Origin of the sequence: Streptomyces sp. 150FB, assembly GCF_000818195.1 — a bacterium.
In the GTDB taxonomy this organism is placed as follows: domain Bacteria; phylum Actinomycetota; class Actinomycetes; order Streptomycetales; family Streptomycetaceae; genus Streptomyces.
Window position 1 is genome coordinate 2,629,987 of sequence record NZ_JTHL01000001.1, and the last position, 17,055, is coordinate 2,647,041.

The 17,055-nt window shown below is 70.5% G+C and carries 14 protein-coding genes and 1 pseudogene; 6 read left to right on the forward strand and 9 right to left on the reverse strand.

The genetic code is table 11. From position 1 onward, the window contains the following. Both QR77_RS48515 and QR77_RS11055 read left to right on the forward strand, forming a co-directional pair. Window positions 1-190 (forward strand): annotated as a pseudogene (locus QR77_RS48515) (MBL fold metallo-hydrolase); the annotation flags it as partial. A gap of 44 nt (window positions 191-234) precedes the next feature. Continuing rightward, a complete protein-coding gene (locus tag QR77_RS11055; RefSeq protein ID WP_040021324.1) occupies window positions 235-1,059 on the forward strand; it encodes a DUF3097 domain-containing protein in 825 nt (274 codons plus the stop codon). On the opposite strand, the gene QR77_RS11060 is transcribed toward QR77_RS11055, so the two are convergent. The 3 genes from QR77_RS11060 to QR77_RS11070 all read right to left on the reverse strand — a co-directional run bounded on the left by QR77_RS11060 (window position 1,037) and on the right by QR77_RS11070 (window position 5,323). Continuing rightward, a complete protein-coding gene (locus tag QR77_RS11060) occupies window positions 1,037-1,624 on the reverse strand; it encodes a Uma2 family endonuclease (protein ID WP_040027699.1) in 588 nt (195 codons plus the stop codon). The genes QR77_RS11055 and QR77_RS11060 overlap by 23 nt on opposite strands. A 419-nt stretch (window positions 1,625-2,043) precedes the next feature. Then, window positions 2,044-3,276 carry a radical SAM family heme chaperone HemW gene (gene hemW / locus QR77_RS11065; protein WP_040021326.1) on the reverse strand — a complete coding sequence of 411 codons (1,233 nt, stop codon included), beginning with the start codon at window positions 3,274-3,276 and terminating at the stop codon, window positions 2,044-2,046. A gap of 52 nt (window positions 3,277-3,328) precedes the next feature. After that, a complete protein-coding gene (locus QR77_RS11070; protein WP_052489578.1) occupies window positions 3,329-5,323 on the reverse strand; it encodes a SpoIIE family protein phosphatase in 1,995 nt (664 codons plus the stop codon). A gap of 257 nt (window positions 5,324-5,580) precedes the next feature. On the opposite strand from QR77_RS11070, the gene QR77_RS11075 reads away from it, so the two are divergent. Next, window positions 5,581-6,165, forward strand: a complete 585-nt coding sequence (locus tag QR77_RS11075; protein ID WP_040021328.1) for a response regulator — start codon at window positions 5,581-5,583, stop codon at window positions 6,163-6,165. 76 nt (window positions 6,166-6,241) lie between these two features. On the opposite strand, the gene QR77_RS11080 is transcribed toward QR77_RS11075, so the two are convergent. Together QR77_RS11080 and lepA are read right to left on the reverse strand one after the other, a co-directional pair. After that, window positions 6,242-8,131 carry an AMP-dependent synthetase/ligase gene (locus QR77_RS11080; protein ID WP_040021330.1) on the reverse strand — a complete coding sequence of 630 codons (1,890 nt, stop codon included), beginning with the start codon at window positions 8,129-8,131 and terminating at the stop codon, window positions 6,242-6,244. A 306-nt stretch (window positions 8,132-8,437) separates the two neighbouring features. After that, window positions 8,438-10,306 (reverse strand): translation elongation factor 4, encoded by a 1,869-nt coding sequence (gene lepA / locus QR77_RS11085; RefSeq protein WP_040021332.1) that lies wholly within the window; start codon window positions 10,304-10,306, stop codon window positions 8,438-8,440. A gap of 217 nt (window positions 10,307-10,523) precedes the next feature. Here lepA and rpsT point away from each other — a divergent pair, with 217 nt between their 5' ends. Beyond that, window positions 10,524-10,790, forward strand: a complete 267-nt coding sequence (gene rpsT, locus QR77_RS11090) for a 30S ribosomal protein S20 (RefSeq protein ID WP_040021335.1) — start codon at window positions 10,524-10,526, stop codon at window positions 10,788-10,790. A 253-nt stretch (window positions 10,791-11,043) separates the two neighbouring features. Here rpsT and holA read toward each other — a convergent pair whose 3' ends face one another. Further along, window positions 11,044-12,036, reverse strand: a complete 993-nt coding sequence (gene holA / locus QR77_RS11095; RefSeq protein WP_040021342.1) for a DNA polymerase III subunit delta — start codon at window positions 12,034-12,036, stop codon at window positions 11,044-11,046. 244 nt (window positions 12,037-12,280) lie between these two features. Between holA and QR77_RS11100 the strand changes: the two genes are divergently transcribed. After that, on the forward strand, window positions 12,281-13,759 hold the full coding sequence (locus tag QR77_RS11100) for an MFS transporter (protein WP_040021355.1): 1,479 nt from the start codon (window positions 12,281-12,283) through the stop codon (window positions 13,757-13,759). A gap of 38 nt (window positions 13,760-13,797) precedes the next feature. On the opposite strand, the gene QR77_RS11105 is transcribed toward QR77_RS11100, so the two are convergent. Both QR77_RS11105 and QR77_RS11110 read right to left on the reverse strand, forming a co-directional pair. Further along, window positions 13,798-14,043 carry a hypothetical protein gene (locus QR77_RS11105; protein WP_078876609.1) on the reverse strand — a complete coding sequence of 82 codons (246 nt, stop codon included), beginning with the start codon at window positions 14,041-14,043 and terminating at the stop codon, window positions 13,798-13,800. Window positions 14,044-14,142: 99 nt separating this feature from the next. Beyond that, complete coding sequence (locus tag QR77_RS11110) at window positions 14,143-15,048, reverse strand: YceI family protein (protein WP_040021359.1); 906 nt, start codon at window positions 15,046-15,048, stop codon at window positions 14,143-14,145. A 292-nt stretch (window positions 15,049-15,340) separates the two neighbouring features. On the opposite strand from QR77_RS11110, the gene QR77_RS11115 reads away from it, so the two are divergent. Further along, a complete protein-coding gene (locus tag QR77_RS11115) occupies window positions 15,341-15,820 on the forward strand; it encodes a pyridoxamine 5'-phosphate oxidase family protein (protein ID WP_040027701.1) in 480 nt (159 codons plus the stop codon). Window positions 15,821-15,827: 7 nt separating this feature from the next. On the opposite strand, the gene QR77_RS11120 is transcribed toward QR77_RS11115, so the two are convergent. Beyond that, window positions 15,828-17,055, reverse strand: a 1,228-nt coding sequence (locus tag QR77_RS11120; protein WP_150130557.1) for a ComEC/Rec2 family competence protein, incomplete at its 5' end; no start/stop codon positions are given.

Sequence of the window (17,055 nt, forward strand, 5' to 3'; positions counted from 1 at the left end):
GGGGGGGGGGGGGGGGGAGCCGCAGGCGGGCGGCGACGCGATCCCGGCGCGCTGGCCGGCGGCGCTCGACCGGCTGCTCGCGCTGGGCGGCGAGGACGCGGTGTACGTACCGGGGCACGGCGCGGCCGTGGACGCGGCCTTCGTCCACGCGCAGCGCGACGCGCTGGCGGCGCGGTTCGGCGTGGCGTAGACCGCCCGTGGCCCTCCCGGCGGGGGCCGCATATCGTGCTGCCCATGCGCAGTTACAGCCCCGATCTGACGCCGCCGTGGAAGAAATCCACCCCCGCGCCGGAGGTCCCCGCCGATCCTGATCTGGTCGTCGAGGAGGTGTCGACGGGCTTCTGCGGCGCGGTGATCCGCTGCGAGAAGACGGCCGAGGGCCCGACGGTCACCCTGGAGGACCGCTTCGGCAAACACCGCGTCTTCCCGCTGGTGGCACGCGGGTTCCTGCTGGAGGGCAAGGTGGTGACCCTGGTCCGCCCGTCGTCGGCGGCCCCGTCCCGCCCGACCCGCACGGCCTCCGGCTCCGTCGCGGTCCCGGGCGCGCGGGCCCGGGTGGCGAGGGCGGGCCGCATCTACGTCGAGGGCCGGCACGACGCGGAACTGGTCGAGAAGGTGTGGGGCGACGACCTGCGCATCGAGGGCGTGGTCGTCGAGTTCCTGAACGGCATCGACGATCTCCCCTCGATCGTCACCGAGTTCGGCCCGGCGGCCGACGCGCGCCTCGGCGTACTGGTCGACCACCTGGTGCCGGGCTCGAAGGAGTCACGTATCGCTGCGGAGGTGACGGGCTCCGAGGTCCTGGTGGTCGGCCACCCGTACATCGACGTGTGGGAGGCGGTGAAGCCGTCCTCGGTGGGCATCGCGGCGTGGCCGTCGGTACCGCGCGGCGAGGACTGGAAGACGGGGGTGTGCAGGGCGCTGGGCTGGCCGGAGAACACGGGCGCCGCGTGGCAGCGGATCCTGTCGTGCGTGAGGTCCTACCGAGACCTGGAACCGGCTCTGCTGGGCTCGGTGGAGCACTTGATCGACTTCGTCACGGTCGGCGATGGCGGGTAATGGGAGGCAGCGTCTCGAAGTCACCGGTGTCCAGCTCGACCCCGAGCAGGTCCAGGGGAGCGGGCTCGCCGAACTTGGTGGTGCGCTCCACCCGGTAGTCGGCCCCCTCCCCGGTGCCGGTCGGCTCGGTGAGCAGCACGCAGTGCTGCGCCATGGGGTCGATGATCAGATACGCGGGCACCGCGCCGGCGGCGTAGATCGAGCGCTTCTCGCCGTAGTCCCGATCGGCACTCGTCTTGGAGACGACCTCCAGCAGGAGAGTCACAGCGGGTGCGGGGATGAGCCGCCCGGGCCCGTCCTCCGCGCCCCGCTCAAGAACGACGAGATCGGGCTGCGGCTCACTCTTCTCACCGGGGATGGCGATGTCCTGGGTCTGGAGACGCCTCCATCGCGCTCGCGGGATCTGATCCTGTACAGATTCAACGATCGCGTTATGGACCCTGTCGGGCCCTGCCATCATCACAATGTCCCCCCGGAGAAGCTCCACCTTGAATCCTTCGGGCGCCTCAAGCTGCTCAAAGACCTCGGTAGCGTCAGTAGTCAGTCGCTCGTCCACAGCGGTCATCTCCGTGAGCCTCCACATTCCGCCGTTTCTGTTAGCGGCAGCCTAGGGACAGCGTAGGCAGGCGCACCCCAAATCCGCACGGGTTCACTCCGGAGAGTGATCAAGAAACGTCACACCACGCCGCTGGCGAGGGCATTGCGGGCAGCCACCGGCGACGGAGGGTGACGGGGTCGCAGGAGGTACGTGTCCGGACGCCAACGTGAGATTTGTGGCGCACAACCCGCCCCAGGCAAAACATTCCGCGGTGACGACGCCGTAAATCACACGTCCGGACATGTGCCTCCGGAGGCCCCGGCGCCCGGCACCACCACCGCGACCGCAACCAAGCGCACCGCAACCACGCGCCGCCCGGCACCACAACCAACCGGCCGCAACCACCGCACCGCCCCAAACCACGGCCCCCCGCCGGGAGGCGACCGTCAATCCACCAGGTCCCGCACCACCGCGTCCGCCAGCAGCCGCCCCCGCAGCGTCAGCACCCCCCGCCCCCCGGCGAACGCCTCCGCCGTCAGCAGGCCGTCCGCGACCGCTCGGGACGCCGCCGCCAGGCCCGCCTTCGCCAGCAGCGACAGCGGGACCCCGTCCCGCAGCCGCAGCTCCAGCAGGATCCGCTCCACCCGGCGGTCCTCCGCCGTGAGGATCTCCCGGCCCGCACCCGGTGAGCGGCCCTCCGCCAGCGCCGCCGCGTACGCGCCCGGGTGCTTCACGTTCCACCAGCGCACGCCGCCCACATGGCTGTGCGCGCCGGGCCCGGCGCCCCACCAGTCGGCGCCGCGCCAGTACAGCTCGTTGTGCAGGCACCGGGCCGCCTCGGTGGTCGCCCAGTTGGACACCTCGTACCACTCGAAGCCCGCCGCGCCCAGCACCTCGTCCGCGATCAGGTAGCGGTCGGCGTGCTCGTCGTCGTCCGTCATCGGGACCTCGCCCCTGCGGATCCGGCGCGCGAGCCCCGTGCCCTCCTCGACGATCAGCGCGTACGCCGAGATGTGGTCGGGCCCGGCGCCCAGCGCCGAGGCCAGCGAGTCGCGCCAGTCCGCGTCGGTCTCGCCCGGCGTGCCGTAGATCAGGTCGAGGTTCACATGGTCGAAGCCCGCGGCCCGCGCCTCGGCGACGCACTCCTCGGGGCGCCCGGGCGTGTGGTTGCGGTCGAGGACCTTCAGGACGTGCTGCTTCGCGCTCTGCATCCCGAACGAGATCCGGTTGAAGCCGCCCTCGCGCAGCGCCGCCAGATACGCCGGGTCCACCGACTCCGGGTTCGCCTCGGTCGTGATCTCGGCGTCGTCGGCGAGGCCGAACTCGTCGCGGATCGCGCCCAGCATCCGTACGAGGTCACCGGCGTCCAGCAGCGTCGGCGTGCCGCCGCCGACGAAGACCGTACGGACCTTCCGCGCGTCGTCGCCCAGCACCTTCCGCGCCAGCCGGACCTCGTCCACCAGCGTTCCCGCGTAGTTGTCGCGGGACGCCAGGACGCCCCCCGAGCCGCGCAGCTCGGTCGCCGTGTAGGTGTTGAAGTCGCAGTAGCCGCAGCGGCTCGCGCAGTACGGGACGTGCAGGTAGAAGCCGAGGGGCCGGTCGGCGGCGCCCTGGAGGGCGCTCGCGGGCAGCGCGCCGGTCTCGGGCATGGGCTCACCGTCGGGCAGTGCGGAAGGCATGACCCCAGTGTCCCGCACCTCCGCGCGACGCCGGTCCGCACGGCCGCCCGGCTCACTCCGCCTGGAAGACCAGCAGCGCCAGGTCGTCGCCCGGCGGGGCCCCGTCGAAGTCGTGCACCACGCGCCGTATGCGCTCGGCGACGCCCTGCGCCGTGAGCCCCGTACATCCCGCGAGCGCCAGCGCGAGGCCGTCGCCGTCGTCGAGCATCCGCTTGCCCGAGCGGCGCTCGGTGACGCCGTCCGTGACGCAGAGGAGGGTGTCGCCCGGCTCCAGGTCGAACGTGCGGCTCTCGTACGCGACGTTCTCGTCGACGCCCAGCAGGAGCTGGGGCTCGGCGGCGGGCAGAACCGTTCCGTCCGGCCGCAGGAGCAGCGGCAGCGGGTGGCCGGCGCTCGCGAGCGTGCACCGTACGCCGCCGGGGGCGCCCCCGGTCCCCGGCAGCGGCATCAGCTCCCCGTACAGCAGCGAAAGGAAGCGGGACTGGCCGCCGTCGGGCAGCGTCCCAGGACCGCCGTCGGGCTGGCCGTGCGCGCCGTCGGGCAGCCCGGGGCCGCCCGCGGCGGCGACCATCAGGGACGCCGATTCGGCGGCTTCGGTCGCGTCGTCGAGCAGCAGCCGGTTGAGGCGGTCGAGGACCTCGCCGACGCGGTAGCCCTCGCGGGCCAGCAGCCGCAGCCAGGGTCTCGCGAGGCCGGTGACGACGGCGGCCTCGGGGCCGCTGCCCTGGACGTCGCCGAGCATGAAGCACCACCGGCCGCCCGGGGAGCACGGGAAGATGTCGTAGAAGTCGCCGCCCGCGAGCCCTTCGTCGCTCGGCTCGTACACCAGGGAGCTGGCGACTCCGGGAATCCGCGCGACCTGGGTGGGCAGCAGTCCGCGCTGGAGGACGCGGCTGATGGTGGCCTGCCGGGTGTAGCGACGCGCGGCGCCGATCGCGAGGGCGACGCGGCGGGCGAAGTCCTCCATGAGGGCGGTCACTTCGTCGGGTACGAGGGTCTGTTCGAGCCGGCCGAGCAGGAGCGCGCCGATCGGGCGCCCGTTGGCGATCAGCCGGCAGGCGAGAGCCGTGCCCTGCTCCCCCGACGCCGGATCGCTCTCGCCGCCCGGCCAGGGGATGGGGATCACGCCGGGGCGCGGGGTGTCGCGCAGCCACGGCGGCTCCTTCTCCAGGACCGTGCGGAGCTGGTCGGTGCGGGACTCGTCGGTGTGCCAGACCCGCGCCAGCCGGGGTTCGCCGTTGCTGCCGCCGTCCAGCCAGACCGCGCACCAGTCGGCGAGCCGTGGCACCAGGAGCTGGCAGGCGAGCGCGGCGACCAGGTCCTCGTCGAGCTGCCCTGCGAGCAGGTCGGAGGCCTCGGCGAGGAAGGAGAGCGCGCCCCTGCTGATCCAGTCGGAGTCGTCGCGCACGGTACGCCGGGTCACGGGCGCGAGGATCTCGGCGGCGCGCACGCCCCGGCGCAGCGCGGGCTCGGTCGCCTGCGGCGGTCCCGCGTCGCGGCCTTCGAGCGGCAGCCGGGCCCAGACGGTCTTGAGGCCGGTGCGGTAGGTGATGCCCCAGCATTCGGCGAAGGAGGCGACGAGTTGCAGGCCCCTGCCGTACTCGTGGGTGCCGGCCCCGGACGAGGAGCGGTCCTCGTCGCGTACGCCCTCCCGTACCGCCCGGGTGGGGTGGTGGTCGGAGATCTCCAGGACCAGGGCCGCCGCCTCGTCGTCCGGCTCCGAGGGGTCTTCCAGGCGGCAGAGCAGTTCGACGGTGGTGCCGGCGTGCACGACGGCGTTGGTGACGAGTTCGTTGACGATGAGGACGGCGTCGTCGGCGAGCAGGTCGGTGCTGTGCTGCCCGGGCGGGCAGCCTGAGCCCCGGCAGAACGTACAGGTGGCGAGCAGCCCGAGGCTGGTCCAGTCGGCGAGCGCCGCGCGTACGAAACGGCGGGCGGCTGCGGGGGCGAGCGGGTTGCCGGGCAGGCTGGTACGGGAGGTGGAGCGCGCGTCCTCGCGTAACGGCGCCTGCGGCGCTGCCGGCTGGTGAGCCGGCTCCCGCGGAATCGGAACCGGGATCGGAATGGGCCCCACTGCGACTCCTGGTCGAGTTGTGTAGTCACGCCGCTTGCGGTCTGACCCGCAAGCGTGACAGAACGTGCCGGGTGGCGCGCGCCTAGTCGCCGAACAGGTGCGAGATATACGTCCGTTGGCGAATGCGTCGTCGTCCGGCCAAACCAGCGGAACGATGTACAAAGCAGTACCGACGGAGGATCCTTGCCTTCCCCTCCCGCATGCGGGAGGCCTCGGACAAGGAGCCAGGGATGAGCACGCAGACATCCGCCGCAGACCGTGCGGGCATCCTCCTCGTCGACGACATGGAGGACAATCTCGACGCGCTCGAATCCGTACTGATTTCTCTCGACGAGCCGCTCGTACGTGCCCGTTCGGGCGAGGAGGCGCTGGCGGCGCTGCGGCGCCAGCCGTTCGCGGTGATCCTGCTCGACGTCCGGATGCCCGGTATGGACGGCTTCGAGACGGCCTCCGGCATCAGGAGGCTGGAGAGCGTCAAGGACATCCCGATCATCTTCATGAACGGGACCGAGTCGGACAGCGGGTACGCCTTCCGCGGCTACGCGACCGGCGCCGCCGACTTCCTGACCAAGCCCTTCGACCCCTGGATCCTGCGCGCCAAGGTGCGGGTCTTCCTCGACCTGTACCGGAAGAACCGGCAGTTGGCGTGGCTACTGGCGCGCGAGCAGGAGCAGTTGGGGCACATCGGGGACCGGCTGTCCTCGGTGGAGGAGGAGTTGGCGCGGGGCGGGCCCAACGATCTCACCGAGGTGAAGGACCAACTCGCCGGGATCTGGGACGCGTTGGACGAGCTGCGGCGGGGCAGGGACCGCTGACGCGGCCGGTCCCCCCGGCCGCCGATCGCCGACGGCCGGGACCGCAAGGGGCGGTCCCGGCCGTACCTCAGCCTGCTCAGGCCTCCCGTGAGCCCGCGTACATCTCTTCGATCAGATCCCGGTACTCCCGCTCCACGACAGGCCTCTTGAGCTTGAGGCTCGGCGTCAACTCGCCGTGCTCGATGTCCAGATCGCGCGGCAGCAGCCGGAACTTCTTGATGGTCTGCCAGCGTTGGAGGCCCTCGTTGAGCCGCTGGACGTACCCGCCGATAAGCGCCTTGGTGCGCTCGGCGGCGACAACTTCGGCGTACGACTTGCCACCCAGGCCGTGTTCGGCGCCCCAGGCGAGGATCGACTCCTCGTCGAGCGAGATCAGGGCCGTGCAGAAGTTGCGGTCGGCGCCGTACACCAGGATGTTGGAGACGAACGGGCACACGGCCTTGAACTGGCCCTCGACCTCGGCCGGCGCGATGTACTTGCCGCCCGACGTCTTGATGAGGTCCTTCTTGCGGTCGGTGATCCGCAGATAGCCGTCGGGGGACAGCTCACCGATGTCCCCGGTGTGGAACCAGCCGTCCTGCTCCAGGACTTCGGCGGTCTTCTCCGGCAGCCCCTGGTAGCCCTGCATGATGCCAGGGCCGCGCAGCATGATCTCGCCGTCGTCGGCGATCCGTACCTCGGTGCCGGGCATCGGCTTGCCGACCGTACCGGTGCGATACGCGTGGCCGGGGTTGACGAAGCTCGCGGCGCTGGACTCGGTGAGACCGTAGCCCTCCAGGATGTGGATCCCGGCGCCGGAGAAGAAGTAGCCGATGTCGGGGGCGAGCGAGGCGGACCCGGAGACGGCGGCGCGCAGTCTGCCGCCGAACGCCTCGCGCAGCTTGGTGTAGACGAGCGCGTCGGCGACCTTGTGCTTGGCGGCGAGGCCGAGCGGGAGGGAGGCCGTGCCCGTACGCCGGAAGTTGTCCTGGGAGACCTTGGCCGACTCGCGGGCGATGTCGGCGGCCCACTTGAAGATCTTGTACTTGGCCGGGCCGCCGGCCCGCGCCTTGGCGGCGACGCCGTTGTAGACCTTCTCGAAGATGCGCGGCACGGCGGCCATATAGGTCGGCCTGACCACCGGCAGGTTCTCGATGATCTTGTCGACACGGCCGTCGACCGCGGTGACGTGTCCGACCTCGATCTGCCCGGACGTCAGCATCTTGCCGAAGACATGGGCGAGCGGCAGCCAGAGGTACTGGACGTCGTCCTTGCCGATGAGGCCGGTCGCCACCGTGGCTTTGGCCATGTACGACCAACTGTCGTGCGTCAGCCGTACGCCCTTGGGGCGGCCCGTGGTGCCCGAGGTGTAGATGAGGGTGGCGAGCTGCCCGGCGGTGATGGCGGCGACCCGCTCCTTGACCACGGCAGGGTTCGCGGCGAGATACACCGCGCCGCGCGCCTCCAGGTCGGCGAGGGAGAGGACCCAGCCCTCGGGGTCCGTGTCGTCGGCCGTCACGCCCGCTGCGTCGATCACCACGACATGGGCGAGGTTCGGCAGCTCGGCCCTGCGCTCGCGCGCCTTGGCGAGCTGGACGGCGTCCTCGGCGATCAGCACCCGGCTCTCGGAGTCGGAGAGGATGAAGGCCGACTCCTCCGCGTTGGTGGACGGGTAGACGGTGGTGGTCGCCGCGCCCGCGCACATCACGCCGAGGTCGGCGAGGATCCACTCGACGCGGGTGGAGGAGGCGAGCGCGACCCGCTGCTCGGGCTGTACGCCCAGCTCGACCAGGCCGGCGGCGATGGCATACACCCGCTCGGCGGTCTGGCTCCAGCTCAGCGAGCGCCACTCGTCAGGCCCCTGTCCCGAGGACGGGGGTACGGGGTATCTGTACGCCTCCGCATCCGGCGTGGCCGCCACGCGCTCAATGAAGAGAGGCGCCACTGAGGGCGGCCGATTCTCGATCAAGGTCTGTGTGTCGCTCACGACATCCTCCGGGCCGGCGACTGTGCCGGGTGGCTTACTGAATTTGTGTGACTGGCGGGTAACTAACTGACGAGTAACTACGGGGCAGTGATCAGAGTAGAGGGGACCCGTCGTGCACGTAAGGGGCCGTGGGACCCCGCTTGATAACGAAGGCATCCCAGCCGACACAGCAGGCCCCCACGCCACAGCGTGAGGGCCTGCCGGGTGACACGCGGGAGACGCGCCGGGTGACACGGATACCTGATCTTTCCGGCTGCTCCGTCCGCCGGCTCACTCACCCATCCATCGGACAGCTCACGTCTCCCGCTACTTCTTCGCCTTGCCGCCGGACTCGTCGCTGGACAGCACGGCGATGAAGGCCTCCTGCGGGACCTCCACACTGCCGACCATCTTCATCCGCTTCTTGCCTTCCTTCTGCTTCTCCAGCAGCTTCCGCTTACGGGAGATGTCACCGCCGTAGCACTTGGCGAGAACGTCCTTACGGATGGCACGGATGGTCTCGCGCGCGATCACCCGGGAGCCGATCGCGGCCTGGATGGGCACCTCGAAGGCCTGGCGCGGGATCAGCTCGCGCAGCTTGGCGACGAGCCGTACACCGTAGGCGTACGCCTGGTCCTTGTGCGTCACGGCGGAGAACGCGTCCACCTTGTCGCCGTGCAGCAGGATGTCGACCTTGACGAGCTGCGCCGACTGCTCGCCGGTGGGCTCGTAGTCCAGCGAGGCGTAGCCGCGCGTCTTGGACTTGAGCTGGTCGAAGAAGTCGAAGACGATCTCCGCGAGCGGCAGCGTGTAGCGGATCTCGACCCGGTCGGAGGAGAGGTAGTCCATGCCGAGCAGGGTGCCGCGCCGGGTCTGGCACAGCTCCATGATCGAGCCGATGAACTCGCTCGGCGCGAGGATCGTGGCCCGTACGACCGGCTCGTGCACCGAGTCGATCTTGCCCTCGGGGAACTCGCTCGGGTTGGTGACCGTGTGCTCCTTGCCGTCCTCCATGACCACGCGGTAGACCACGTTGGGGGCGGTGGCGATCAGGTCGAGGTTGAACTCGCGCTCCAGCCGCTCCCTGATCACATCGAGGTGCAGCAGGCCGAGGAAGCCGACGCGGAAGCCGAAGCCGAGGGCCGCCGAGGTCTCCGGCTCGTACACCAGGGCGGCGTCGTTGAGCTGGAGCTTGTCGAGCGCGTCGCGCAGCTCGGGGTAGTCCGAGCCGTCGAGCGGATAGAGGCCGGAGAACACCATGGGACGCGGGTCCTTGTAGCCCCCGAGCGCCTGGGTGGCTCCCTTGCTGAGGGTGGTGATCGTGTCACCGACCTTGGACTGACGGACGTCCTTCACGCCGGTGATGATGTAGCCGACCTCGCCCACGCCGATCCCGTCGGCCGGGGTCATCTCCGGGGACGAGACCCCGATCTCCAGCAGCTCGTGGGTGGCGCCGGTGGACATCATGCGGATGCGCTCGCGCTTGTTGAGGCTGCCGTCGATGACTCGTACGTACGTCACGACTCCCCGGTAGGAGTCGTAGACCGAGTCGAAGATCATCGCGCGGGCGGCGCCGTCCGCGTCGCCGACCGGCGGCGGGACCATCTCGACCACCTTGTCGAGCAGGACGTCGACGCCGAGACCGGTCTTGGCGGACACCCGCAGCACGTCCTCGGGCTGGCAGCCGATGAGGTTGGCCAGCTCCTCGGAGAACTTCTCCGGCTGGGCGGCCGGCAGGTCGATCTTGTTGAGTACCGGGACGATGGTCAGGTCGTTCTCCATCGCCAGATAGAGGTTGGCGAGGGTCTGCGCCTCGATGCCCTGAGCGGCGTCGACCAGGAGGACGGTGCCTTCGCAGGCGGCGAGCGAACGCGACACCTCGTAGGTGAAGTCCACGTGGCCGGGGGTGTCGATCATGTTGAGGACATGTGTCCTGCCCTTGTCCTCGCCCGTGTTGGGCGCCCACGGCAGCCGTACCGCCTGGGACTTGATCGTGATACCGCGCTCGCGCTCGATGTCCATCCGGTCGAGATACTGGGCACGCATCTGCCGCGCGTCGACCACCCCGGTGAGCTGGAGCATCCGGTCGGCAAGCGTCGACTTGCCGTGGTCGATGTGCGCGATGATGCAGAAGTTACGGAGCAGCGCCGGGTCCGTACGGCTGGGCTCGGGCACGTGGGTCGGGGTCGCGGGCACGCAGGGTCCTGATTCTTGAGACGCGCGGCGTCTCGTCTCGGGTCGACATCGGATCGATACGTAGGCTCCATCGTCCCACGGGTGCGGGACTGCGCCCGGTTTGGGCCGGTCGGAGGGTGACTGGTAGCCTGAACAGCCGTGTCTCGTGCCCCTCCGGGGTCGGACACCGTTCTTTCGAAGATCACTCAAGTTTCACCGAACCTGAAAAGGCTCTTTCGTGGCGAACATCAAGTCCCAGATCAAGCGGAACAAGACGAACGAGAAGGCGCGCCTGCGCAACAAGTCCGTCAAGTCGTCGCTCAAGACCGCGATCCGCAAGGCCCGTGAGGCTGCCGCGGCCGGTGACGTCGAGAAGGCCACAGCGGCCGCTCGTGAGGCGTCCCGCCAGCTCGACAAGGCCGCCTCCAAGGGCGTCATCCACAAGAACGCCGCCGCCAACAAGAAGTCGGCCATGGCGTCCCAGGTTGCCACCCTTCAGGGCTGAGCGACTGTTTCCGCTCTCGTCTTGATTTGACCGCCGGAACGGACTCAGCGGGCCCTCTCTACCGCTCCTGACCGGCGTGCTTCTCGGATTCGCACGCGACTGCGTTCGCCACGCGGGTGCGCGTCCAAACGTTACGTACCAAGGCCCCGATTCCCGTCCTTCCCCAGGACGGGACGGGGCCTTCGGCATGCCCGGGGGTCCTGTTACGCCCTGGGCGCCGGTCAGGCCTTGTGCGCCGGCGGTCGGGCGCCGGTCAGCGACTGGCCCCCGAGCGGGCCGCCAGCGCGATCGCGACGACCGCCTTCTCCAGCGCGTACTCCGGGTCGTCGCCGCCGCCCTTCACCCCCGCGTCGGCCGCGGCCACGGCCCGCAGGGCGACGGCGACGGCGTCCGGGGTCCAGCCGCGCATCTGCTGCCGCACCCGGTCGATCTTCCAGGGCGGCATGCCCAGCTCGCGCGCGAGGTCGGCGGGCCGGCCGCCGCGTGCGGAGGAGAGCTTGCCGATGGCTCGTACGCCCTGGGCGAGGGCGCTGGTGATCAGTACGGGTGCCACACCGGTCGACAGCGACCAGCGCAGCGCCTCCAGCGCCTCGGCCGCGCGGCCTTCCACGGCACGGTCGGCGACGGTGAAGCTGGACGCCTCGGCGCGGCCCGTGTAGTAGCGGCCGACAACGGCCTCGTCGATCGTGCCCTCGACGTCGGAGGTGAGCTGGGCGGCGGCGCTCGCCAGCTCGCGCAGATCGCTGCCGATCGCGTCGACCAGGCTCTGGCAGGCCTCGGGGGTCGCCGAGCGGCCGAGGGCGCGGAATTCGGAGCGTACGAAGCTGAGCCGCTCGGCGGGCTTGGTGGTCTTCGGGCAGGCGACCTCGCGGGCGCCGGCCTTACGGGCCGCGTCCAGCAGCCCCTTGCCCTTGGCGCCGCCCGCGTGCAGCAGGACGAGGGTGATCTCCTCGGCGGGCGAGTCGAGATACGCCTTGACGTCCTTGATCGTGTCGGCGGACAGGTCCTGCGCGTTCCGCACGACGACGACCTTGCGCTCGGCGAAGAGCGAGGGGCTCGTCAGCTCGGCGAGGGTGCCCGGCTGGAGCTGGTCGGAGGTGAGGTCGCGTACGTCCGTGTCCGCGTCGGAGGCGCGGGCCGCCGCCACGACCTGCTGCACGGCGCGGTCGAGCAGCAGATCCTCCTGGCCCACAGCGAGGGTGAGCGGGGCGAGCGGATCGTCGGGGGAAGTCTTCCTGGTGGCCATCGTGGTCCACGATCTCATGGGCCACCGACAGCGGGCCGGAGTCCGGCCGGGGTCCGGCCGGGGTGCCGTACGTGGACCACGTACACGACCGGGCGTGTCAGACAGGTACGAAGTGTGGCGAATCGTACGCTGACCGGACGTCCGACAGACGCGGGGCCCTCCGCGACGAGGACGGCGAACCCTGCTGCCCTCGACGTGTGACCGCTCTGCCTCTCCCACCGCCACACCAACCCGGGAGACCACCATGCGGTCCGGCACTCCGAACATTCTCAGCCGGATTCCGCTGGCCGGGAACTACCCTGCCGCGGTGGTCCTGGCGCTGCTCGCGCTCTGCCCGTACCTGGTGCTCACCACAGCCCTGTCGCTGATGGAACCGGTCATCATGCGGGCACTTGACGCCACTCCCTTCGAGTTGCAGCTCACAGCGGGCCTGTCCAACGCCGGGTACGCGTTCGGCGCCGTGGCGTCGGCCGATCTGGTCCAGCGGGTGCCCCGGCGCACGCTCTACCTCGTCTGCGAGGTGGGCTTCATCCTCAGCTCGCTGCTGGTCCTGAGTTCCACGGTGATCGGCCAGTTCACGGCGGGCGTGATCCTGGAGGGCCTGTTCACCGGAATGCTGCTGGTCGCCGCGCTGCCGCCGCTGATCACCGTGCACGGCGTCGACCGGCTGCCGACGACAGGCGCGGTCGTCAGCCTGGGACTGTTCGGGATGGTGACGATCGGCCCGCTGGTGGGCGGGCTGGTCGGGAGTCTGGGTGGCTGGCGGGAGCTGTTCGGTGGACTCGCCGTGCTTGCGGCGATCGGGCTGACCTTCGGCGTTCTCACCTTCGAGAGCAACGAACCGCCCAGCAGACGTGCCGCCTTCGACTGGCTCGCCATTCCGTTCGCCTTCGGCGCCACCACGCTGCCGTTCTTCGGAGTGTCCTGGCTGACACGCGGTTCGTTCAGTGACCCGATCTTCTACGGTCCCGTCATCGTCGGGATTCTCATCGGTATCGCGCTGGTGGCGGCCCAGTACCGCAAGGCCAAACCCCTGATGCCGGTGCGGCCCATCAGCAACACGCTGCCCGTCACCGGAACCGCCAACGCGATGCTCGTGGGCGCGGCCTTCACCACCCTGCTCGAACTCACCGAGATCTACCTGAGAACAGTGCCGCAGAAGTCTCCCGTGCTCGCCGGTGGACTGGTCACCAGCATGGTCCTCGGTGTGGGCATCGCCGCCGTGATCTTCTGGCGGCTGCTGACGACCCGGTGGGTTCCCTACCTGGCGCTCTCCGGCCTCGTCAGCGTCGCGGTGGGCGGCGCCATTCTGCTGGCCGTGACGGAGTCGAACTCCTCCGTCATCGTCCCGGTCTCCTCCTTCTTCCTGGGATACGGCGCGGGCGCGGGTGTCGCACCGGGACTGTTCCTGGCGGCCTTCTCCGTGCCGGTGTGGCAGATCGGCGCGACCTTCGCCCTGGTGGAACTGCTGCGTTCGGAGGCCGCGTTCCTGATCGGTCCCGTCCTGCTGCACCTCGCCGAGACGACAGGCAGCTTCATGCACGGATTCCATATCGCCGTGATCGTCACGCTGGGGGCCACGGTGATCGGCGGCCTGTTCTTCGTCGGCCTCTACCTGCTGGGCGGGGCGCATCCCAAGGCCCCTGATCTCGAACCCTGGCTCAAGGGCGGAGATACCGCCTACCACTCCCCTGCCCTGGCCGCCAGAATCCGCAAGGTCTGAGCCCGCCCGCTCGGACGCCGCCTTGCTCGGACGCGGGCCTATGGAGCTTCCCGCCAGCCGTCCCGCTCGGCCACGAACGCGTCCAGCGCCACGGCGTCCACGCGGGCTTCCGGGTCCTCGACGACGACCAGCCACTGGGCGTCCTCCGCGTCGTCCTCGCCGGCCAGGGCGTCCCGGATCAGCCGGGGTTCCTCCGTCGCGCCGAAGTGCTCACCGAGTGCCTGGAGCACCTCTTCGGCGGCGTCACGGTCGGGCAGCACCAGCACATGTCTCACATCGCTCACCGACGCATTCTCTCAAGCAAGGCGCGGCGGGCGTGCGCGGGCGGTGTGCGGCGGGCAGGGGGACGGCGGGCAGGGGGACGGGTACGGGTCGGCTCCCACTCACACCATGGGCCAGCCCTTGGTGCCCTTGGGAACGATCTGCACGTCGAGGTCGATCTTGATGCTGGAGCCGACGACCGCGATACCGCGCGCGAGCATCGACTGCCAGCTCACCGTGAAGTCCTCGCGGTGCAGTTCGGTGGAGGCGCTCACGGCGGCTCGCGCCTCGCCGTCCATACCATTGCCGACCCCGAGGTACTTCGCTTCGAGGGTGACCGTACGGGTGACACCGTGCAGGCTGAGCGCCCCGGTGATCGCCCAGTTGTTGCCGCCCCGGTGGGCGAAGTGCTCGCTGTAGAACTCCAGCGTCGGGTAGTTCGCCACGTCGAGGAAGTCGGCGGAGCGCAGATGGTCGTCGCGTACCCGCACGTTGGTGTCGATGGACTCGGCGCCGATGATGACGTGCATCGCCGTCTGTTCCATCGTCTCGCCGATCCTGATGGCACCGGCGAAGTTCTCGAACCGGCCGTGGACACGCGCGAGTCCGATGTGGCGGGCGACAAAGCCGATACGGGAGTGAGCCGGCTCGATCACCCACTCCCCCGGGGCGGGCAGCGGCATCGAGGGTGCTATCTGGAGGGTGATGTCGCCGAGCCCGCAGTGCTGTCCTTCGTCGGCGACCGACGCGTTCCCGCGGTGGGAACTGAAGCTCTCGGCGGCGACGGCGAGCCGGTACTCACCGAGCGGGACCATCGCCACGACCGTCCCGAACGGGTCGGTCTCGCCGCTCACGATCTTGCGGCCGTTGAGGTCGCTCACCGTGAAATCGGCCTGGCGGATGGGCTCCCCGACCGGGTCGAGGACACGGCAGGTGAGCAGACCGGCGCCGGGAGGTACCGACAGTCCGGCGAGCGGGTTGGTTCTCTGGTTCGCGGCCGTCCGTCGGCCGAGCAGGCGGCTGATCATGGTGTACGTACCCCTGTGCGTTTGGCTCTGCGGGGCCGCGTAAGGGCATGACGTCAACGTCGTGGCAGCGGCCCTTGACGAATAGGCATTCGATCACCACGGCGTCGTTCGAGGCAAACGTACCGACAGGTAGCGGACTTCGGCATGACCAACCGTTACGGAACCTTGGCGGACGCCGGGTCACCCGGCGGCGCGAGCTCGAACTCGCGTGCCAGCCGCAGAGTATCCCCTTCTCAGGTCGTAGGTCTCCGGTCCGAGGCGTCGGAACCTCGTGCGCCGTACGGTGCCGACCATGACCGAAACGGAAGCAGACCCGCATACTGAGCCGGCGCCGCCGCGCGGCGGGCCCGAGCGCAAACGCCATGTCCTCGACCGGCTGGCGAAGGAGCACGACGCCTGGGTGGCCACCGCCTCGTCGGACGGCGAACCCTGCCTCGTCCCCCTCTCGTTCGTCTGGGACCGGGGCACCTTGCTGATGTGCACCCGCCGCACCAACCCCACCGCGCTGAACCTGACTCCGGGCGGCCCGGCCGTGGTGACCCTGGACGCCACCAGGGACGTGGTCCACATCGAGGGAACGGCCGTGCTGGAGGAGGGCTCCGGCCTCGATCCCGCCTCCGCCGACGCCTTCGCGGCGGCGCTCGGCTGGGACCCGAGGGACCGGAAGTCCTGGGTGTACCTCCGCGTCACCCCGCACACGGTGAAGTCCTGGCGCGAGGTGAACGAGCTCGCCGGGCGGGAGCTGATGCGGGAAGGCAACTGGCTCGTCTGACGGCCGGTCACCCGCCCGGACGGCCTTTCGACCCACCCGGCCCCGCCGGCCCCCGTGGTACGGCCCGCAGGCCGGCTCCCGTCCCTGTCACCGCGATCGCGCCGTCCGTGTCCGTACGCAGCACCACCGCTCCCCCGGCTCTGAGGGCGCCGACCGTCCGGGGCGACGGGTGGCCGTACATGTTGCCGGCGCCGCAACTGATCAGCGCCAGCCTGGGCCGGACCGCCCGGAGCAGCCCGGGGTACTGGAACGACGATCCGTGGTGGGCGACTTTCAGGATGTCCGCCCGTGGCAGCTCCGGATGGTCGGTCAACAGGGCCTGCTGGGCCGACGGTTCGAGATCGCCGGGCAGCAGCAGCGTGGGGCCGCCCCTGATCCGTACGAACAGGGTGACGCTGGAGTTGTTCGGCTCCCCGGCGACCGTGGCCGCCGCCGGTCCCGCGCGCGGCCAGAGAACCCGCCAGGAGAGCGGCCCGAACCTGCGCCCCTCGCCCGCCCCCGCGCGAATGACCGGCACCCGCGCCGCCGTCGCGGTCCTGCGGACGAAAGCCCCCTGGTCCCACGGCTCCTGAAGGGATGTCGTCCCGATGGCGCCGACGGATCTGCCACGCAGCACACCGGGCAGGCCGGCGACATGGTCGGCATGGAAGTGCGTGAGCAGCAGGAGCGGGACGCGGGTGACACCGAGGTCGCGCAGACAGTGGTCGACCAGTACGGGGTCGGGTCCCGCGTCCACCACCACGGCCGTCCCCACGCCCGCCGCCAGCACGGTGGCATCGCCCTGGCCGACGTCGCACATCGCGTACGTCCAGCCCGGTGGCGGCCACCCGGTGACGAGCCGGCCCAGCGGCGGCGGGCGCCCCACCATGACCAGCAGAAGGACCGCGCACGCGGCGGCCGTCCAGGGGTGGCGCGAGATCCGTCCCACCGCGAGCAGGACGAGCGCCGTCAGGCCGGCCAGCAGCAGACCGCCCTGCCAGCCGCCGGGCCACTCGGCCTCGGCACCGGGAAGCGCGGCGCCTTCCCGGGCGATGGAGGCGATCCACCCGGCCGGCAGACCCGCGCCCCTGGCGAGCACCTCGGCCACCGGAAGCGCGAACCGCGCCGTCGCGAGCGTGGCGAAGCCCAGCACGGTCGCCGGGGCCACCACCAGCTCGGCCAGGAGATTGCAGGGGATGGCCACCAGACTGACACTGGCGGCGAACACGGCTACCACCGGCGCGCAGACTGCCTGC

Bases quoted from the DNA above. Each gene is read 5' to 3' on its own strand.
- QR77_RS11055 (WP_040021324.1), top strand. From the start codon at position 235: ATGCGCAGTTACAGCCCCGATCTGACGCCGCCGTGGAAGAAATCCACC.
- QR77_RS11060 (WP_040027699.1), bottom strand. From the start codon at position 1,624: ATGACCGCTGTGGACGAGCGACTGACTACTGACGCTACCGAGGTCTTT.
- hemW (WP_040021326.1), bottom strand. From the start codon at position 3,276: ATGCCTTCCGCACTGCCCGACGGTGAGCCCATGCCCGAGACCGGCGCG.
- QR77_RS11075 (WP_040021328.1), top strand. From the start codon at position 5,581: ATGAGCACGCAGACATCCGCCGCAGACCGTGCGGGCATCCTCCTCGTC.
- holA (WP_040021342.1), bottom strand. From the start codon at position 12,036: ATGGCCACCAGGAAGACTTCCCCCGACGATCCGCTCGCCCCGCTCACC.
- QR77_RS11100 (WP_040021355.1), top strand. From the start codon at position 12,281: ATGCGGTCCGGCACTCCGAACATTCTCAGCCGGATTCCGCTGGCCGGG.
- QR77_RS11110 (WP_040021359.1), bottom strand. From the start codon at position 15,048: ATGATCAGCCGCCTGCTCGGCCGACGGACGGCCGCGAACCAGAGAACC.
- QR77_RS11115 (WP_040027701.1), top strand. From the start codon at position 15,341: ATGACCGAAACGGAAGCAGACCCGCATACTGAGCCGGCGCCGCCGCGC.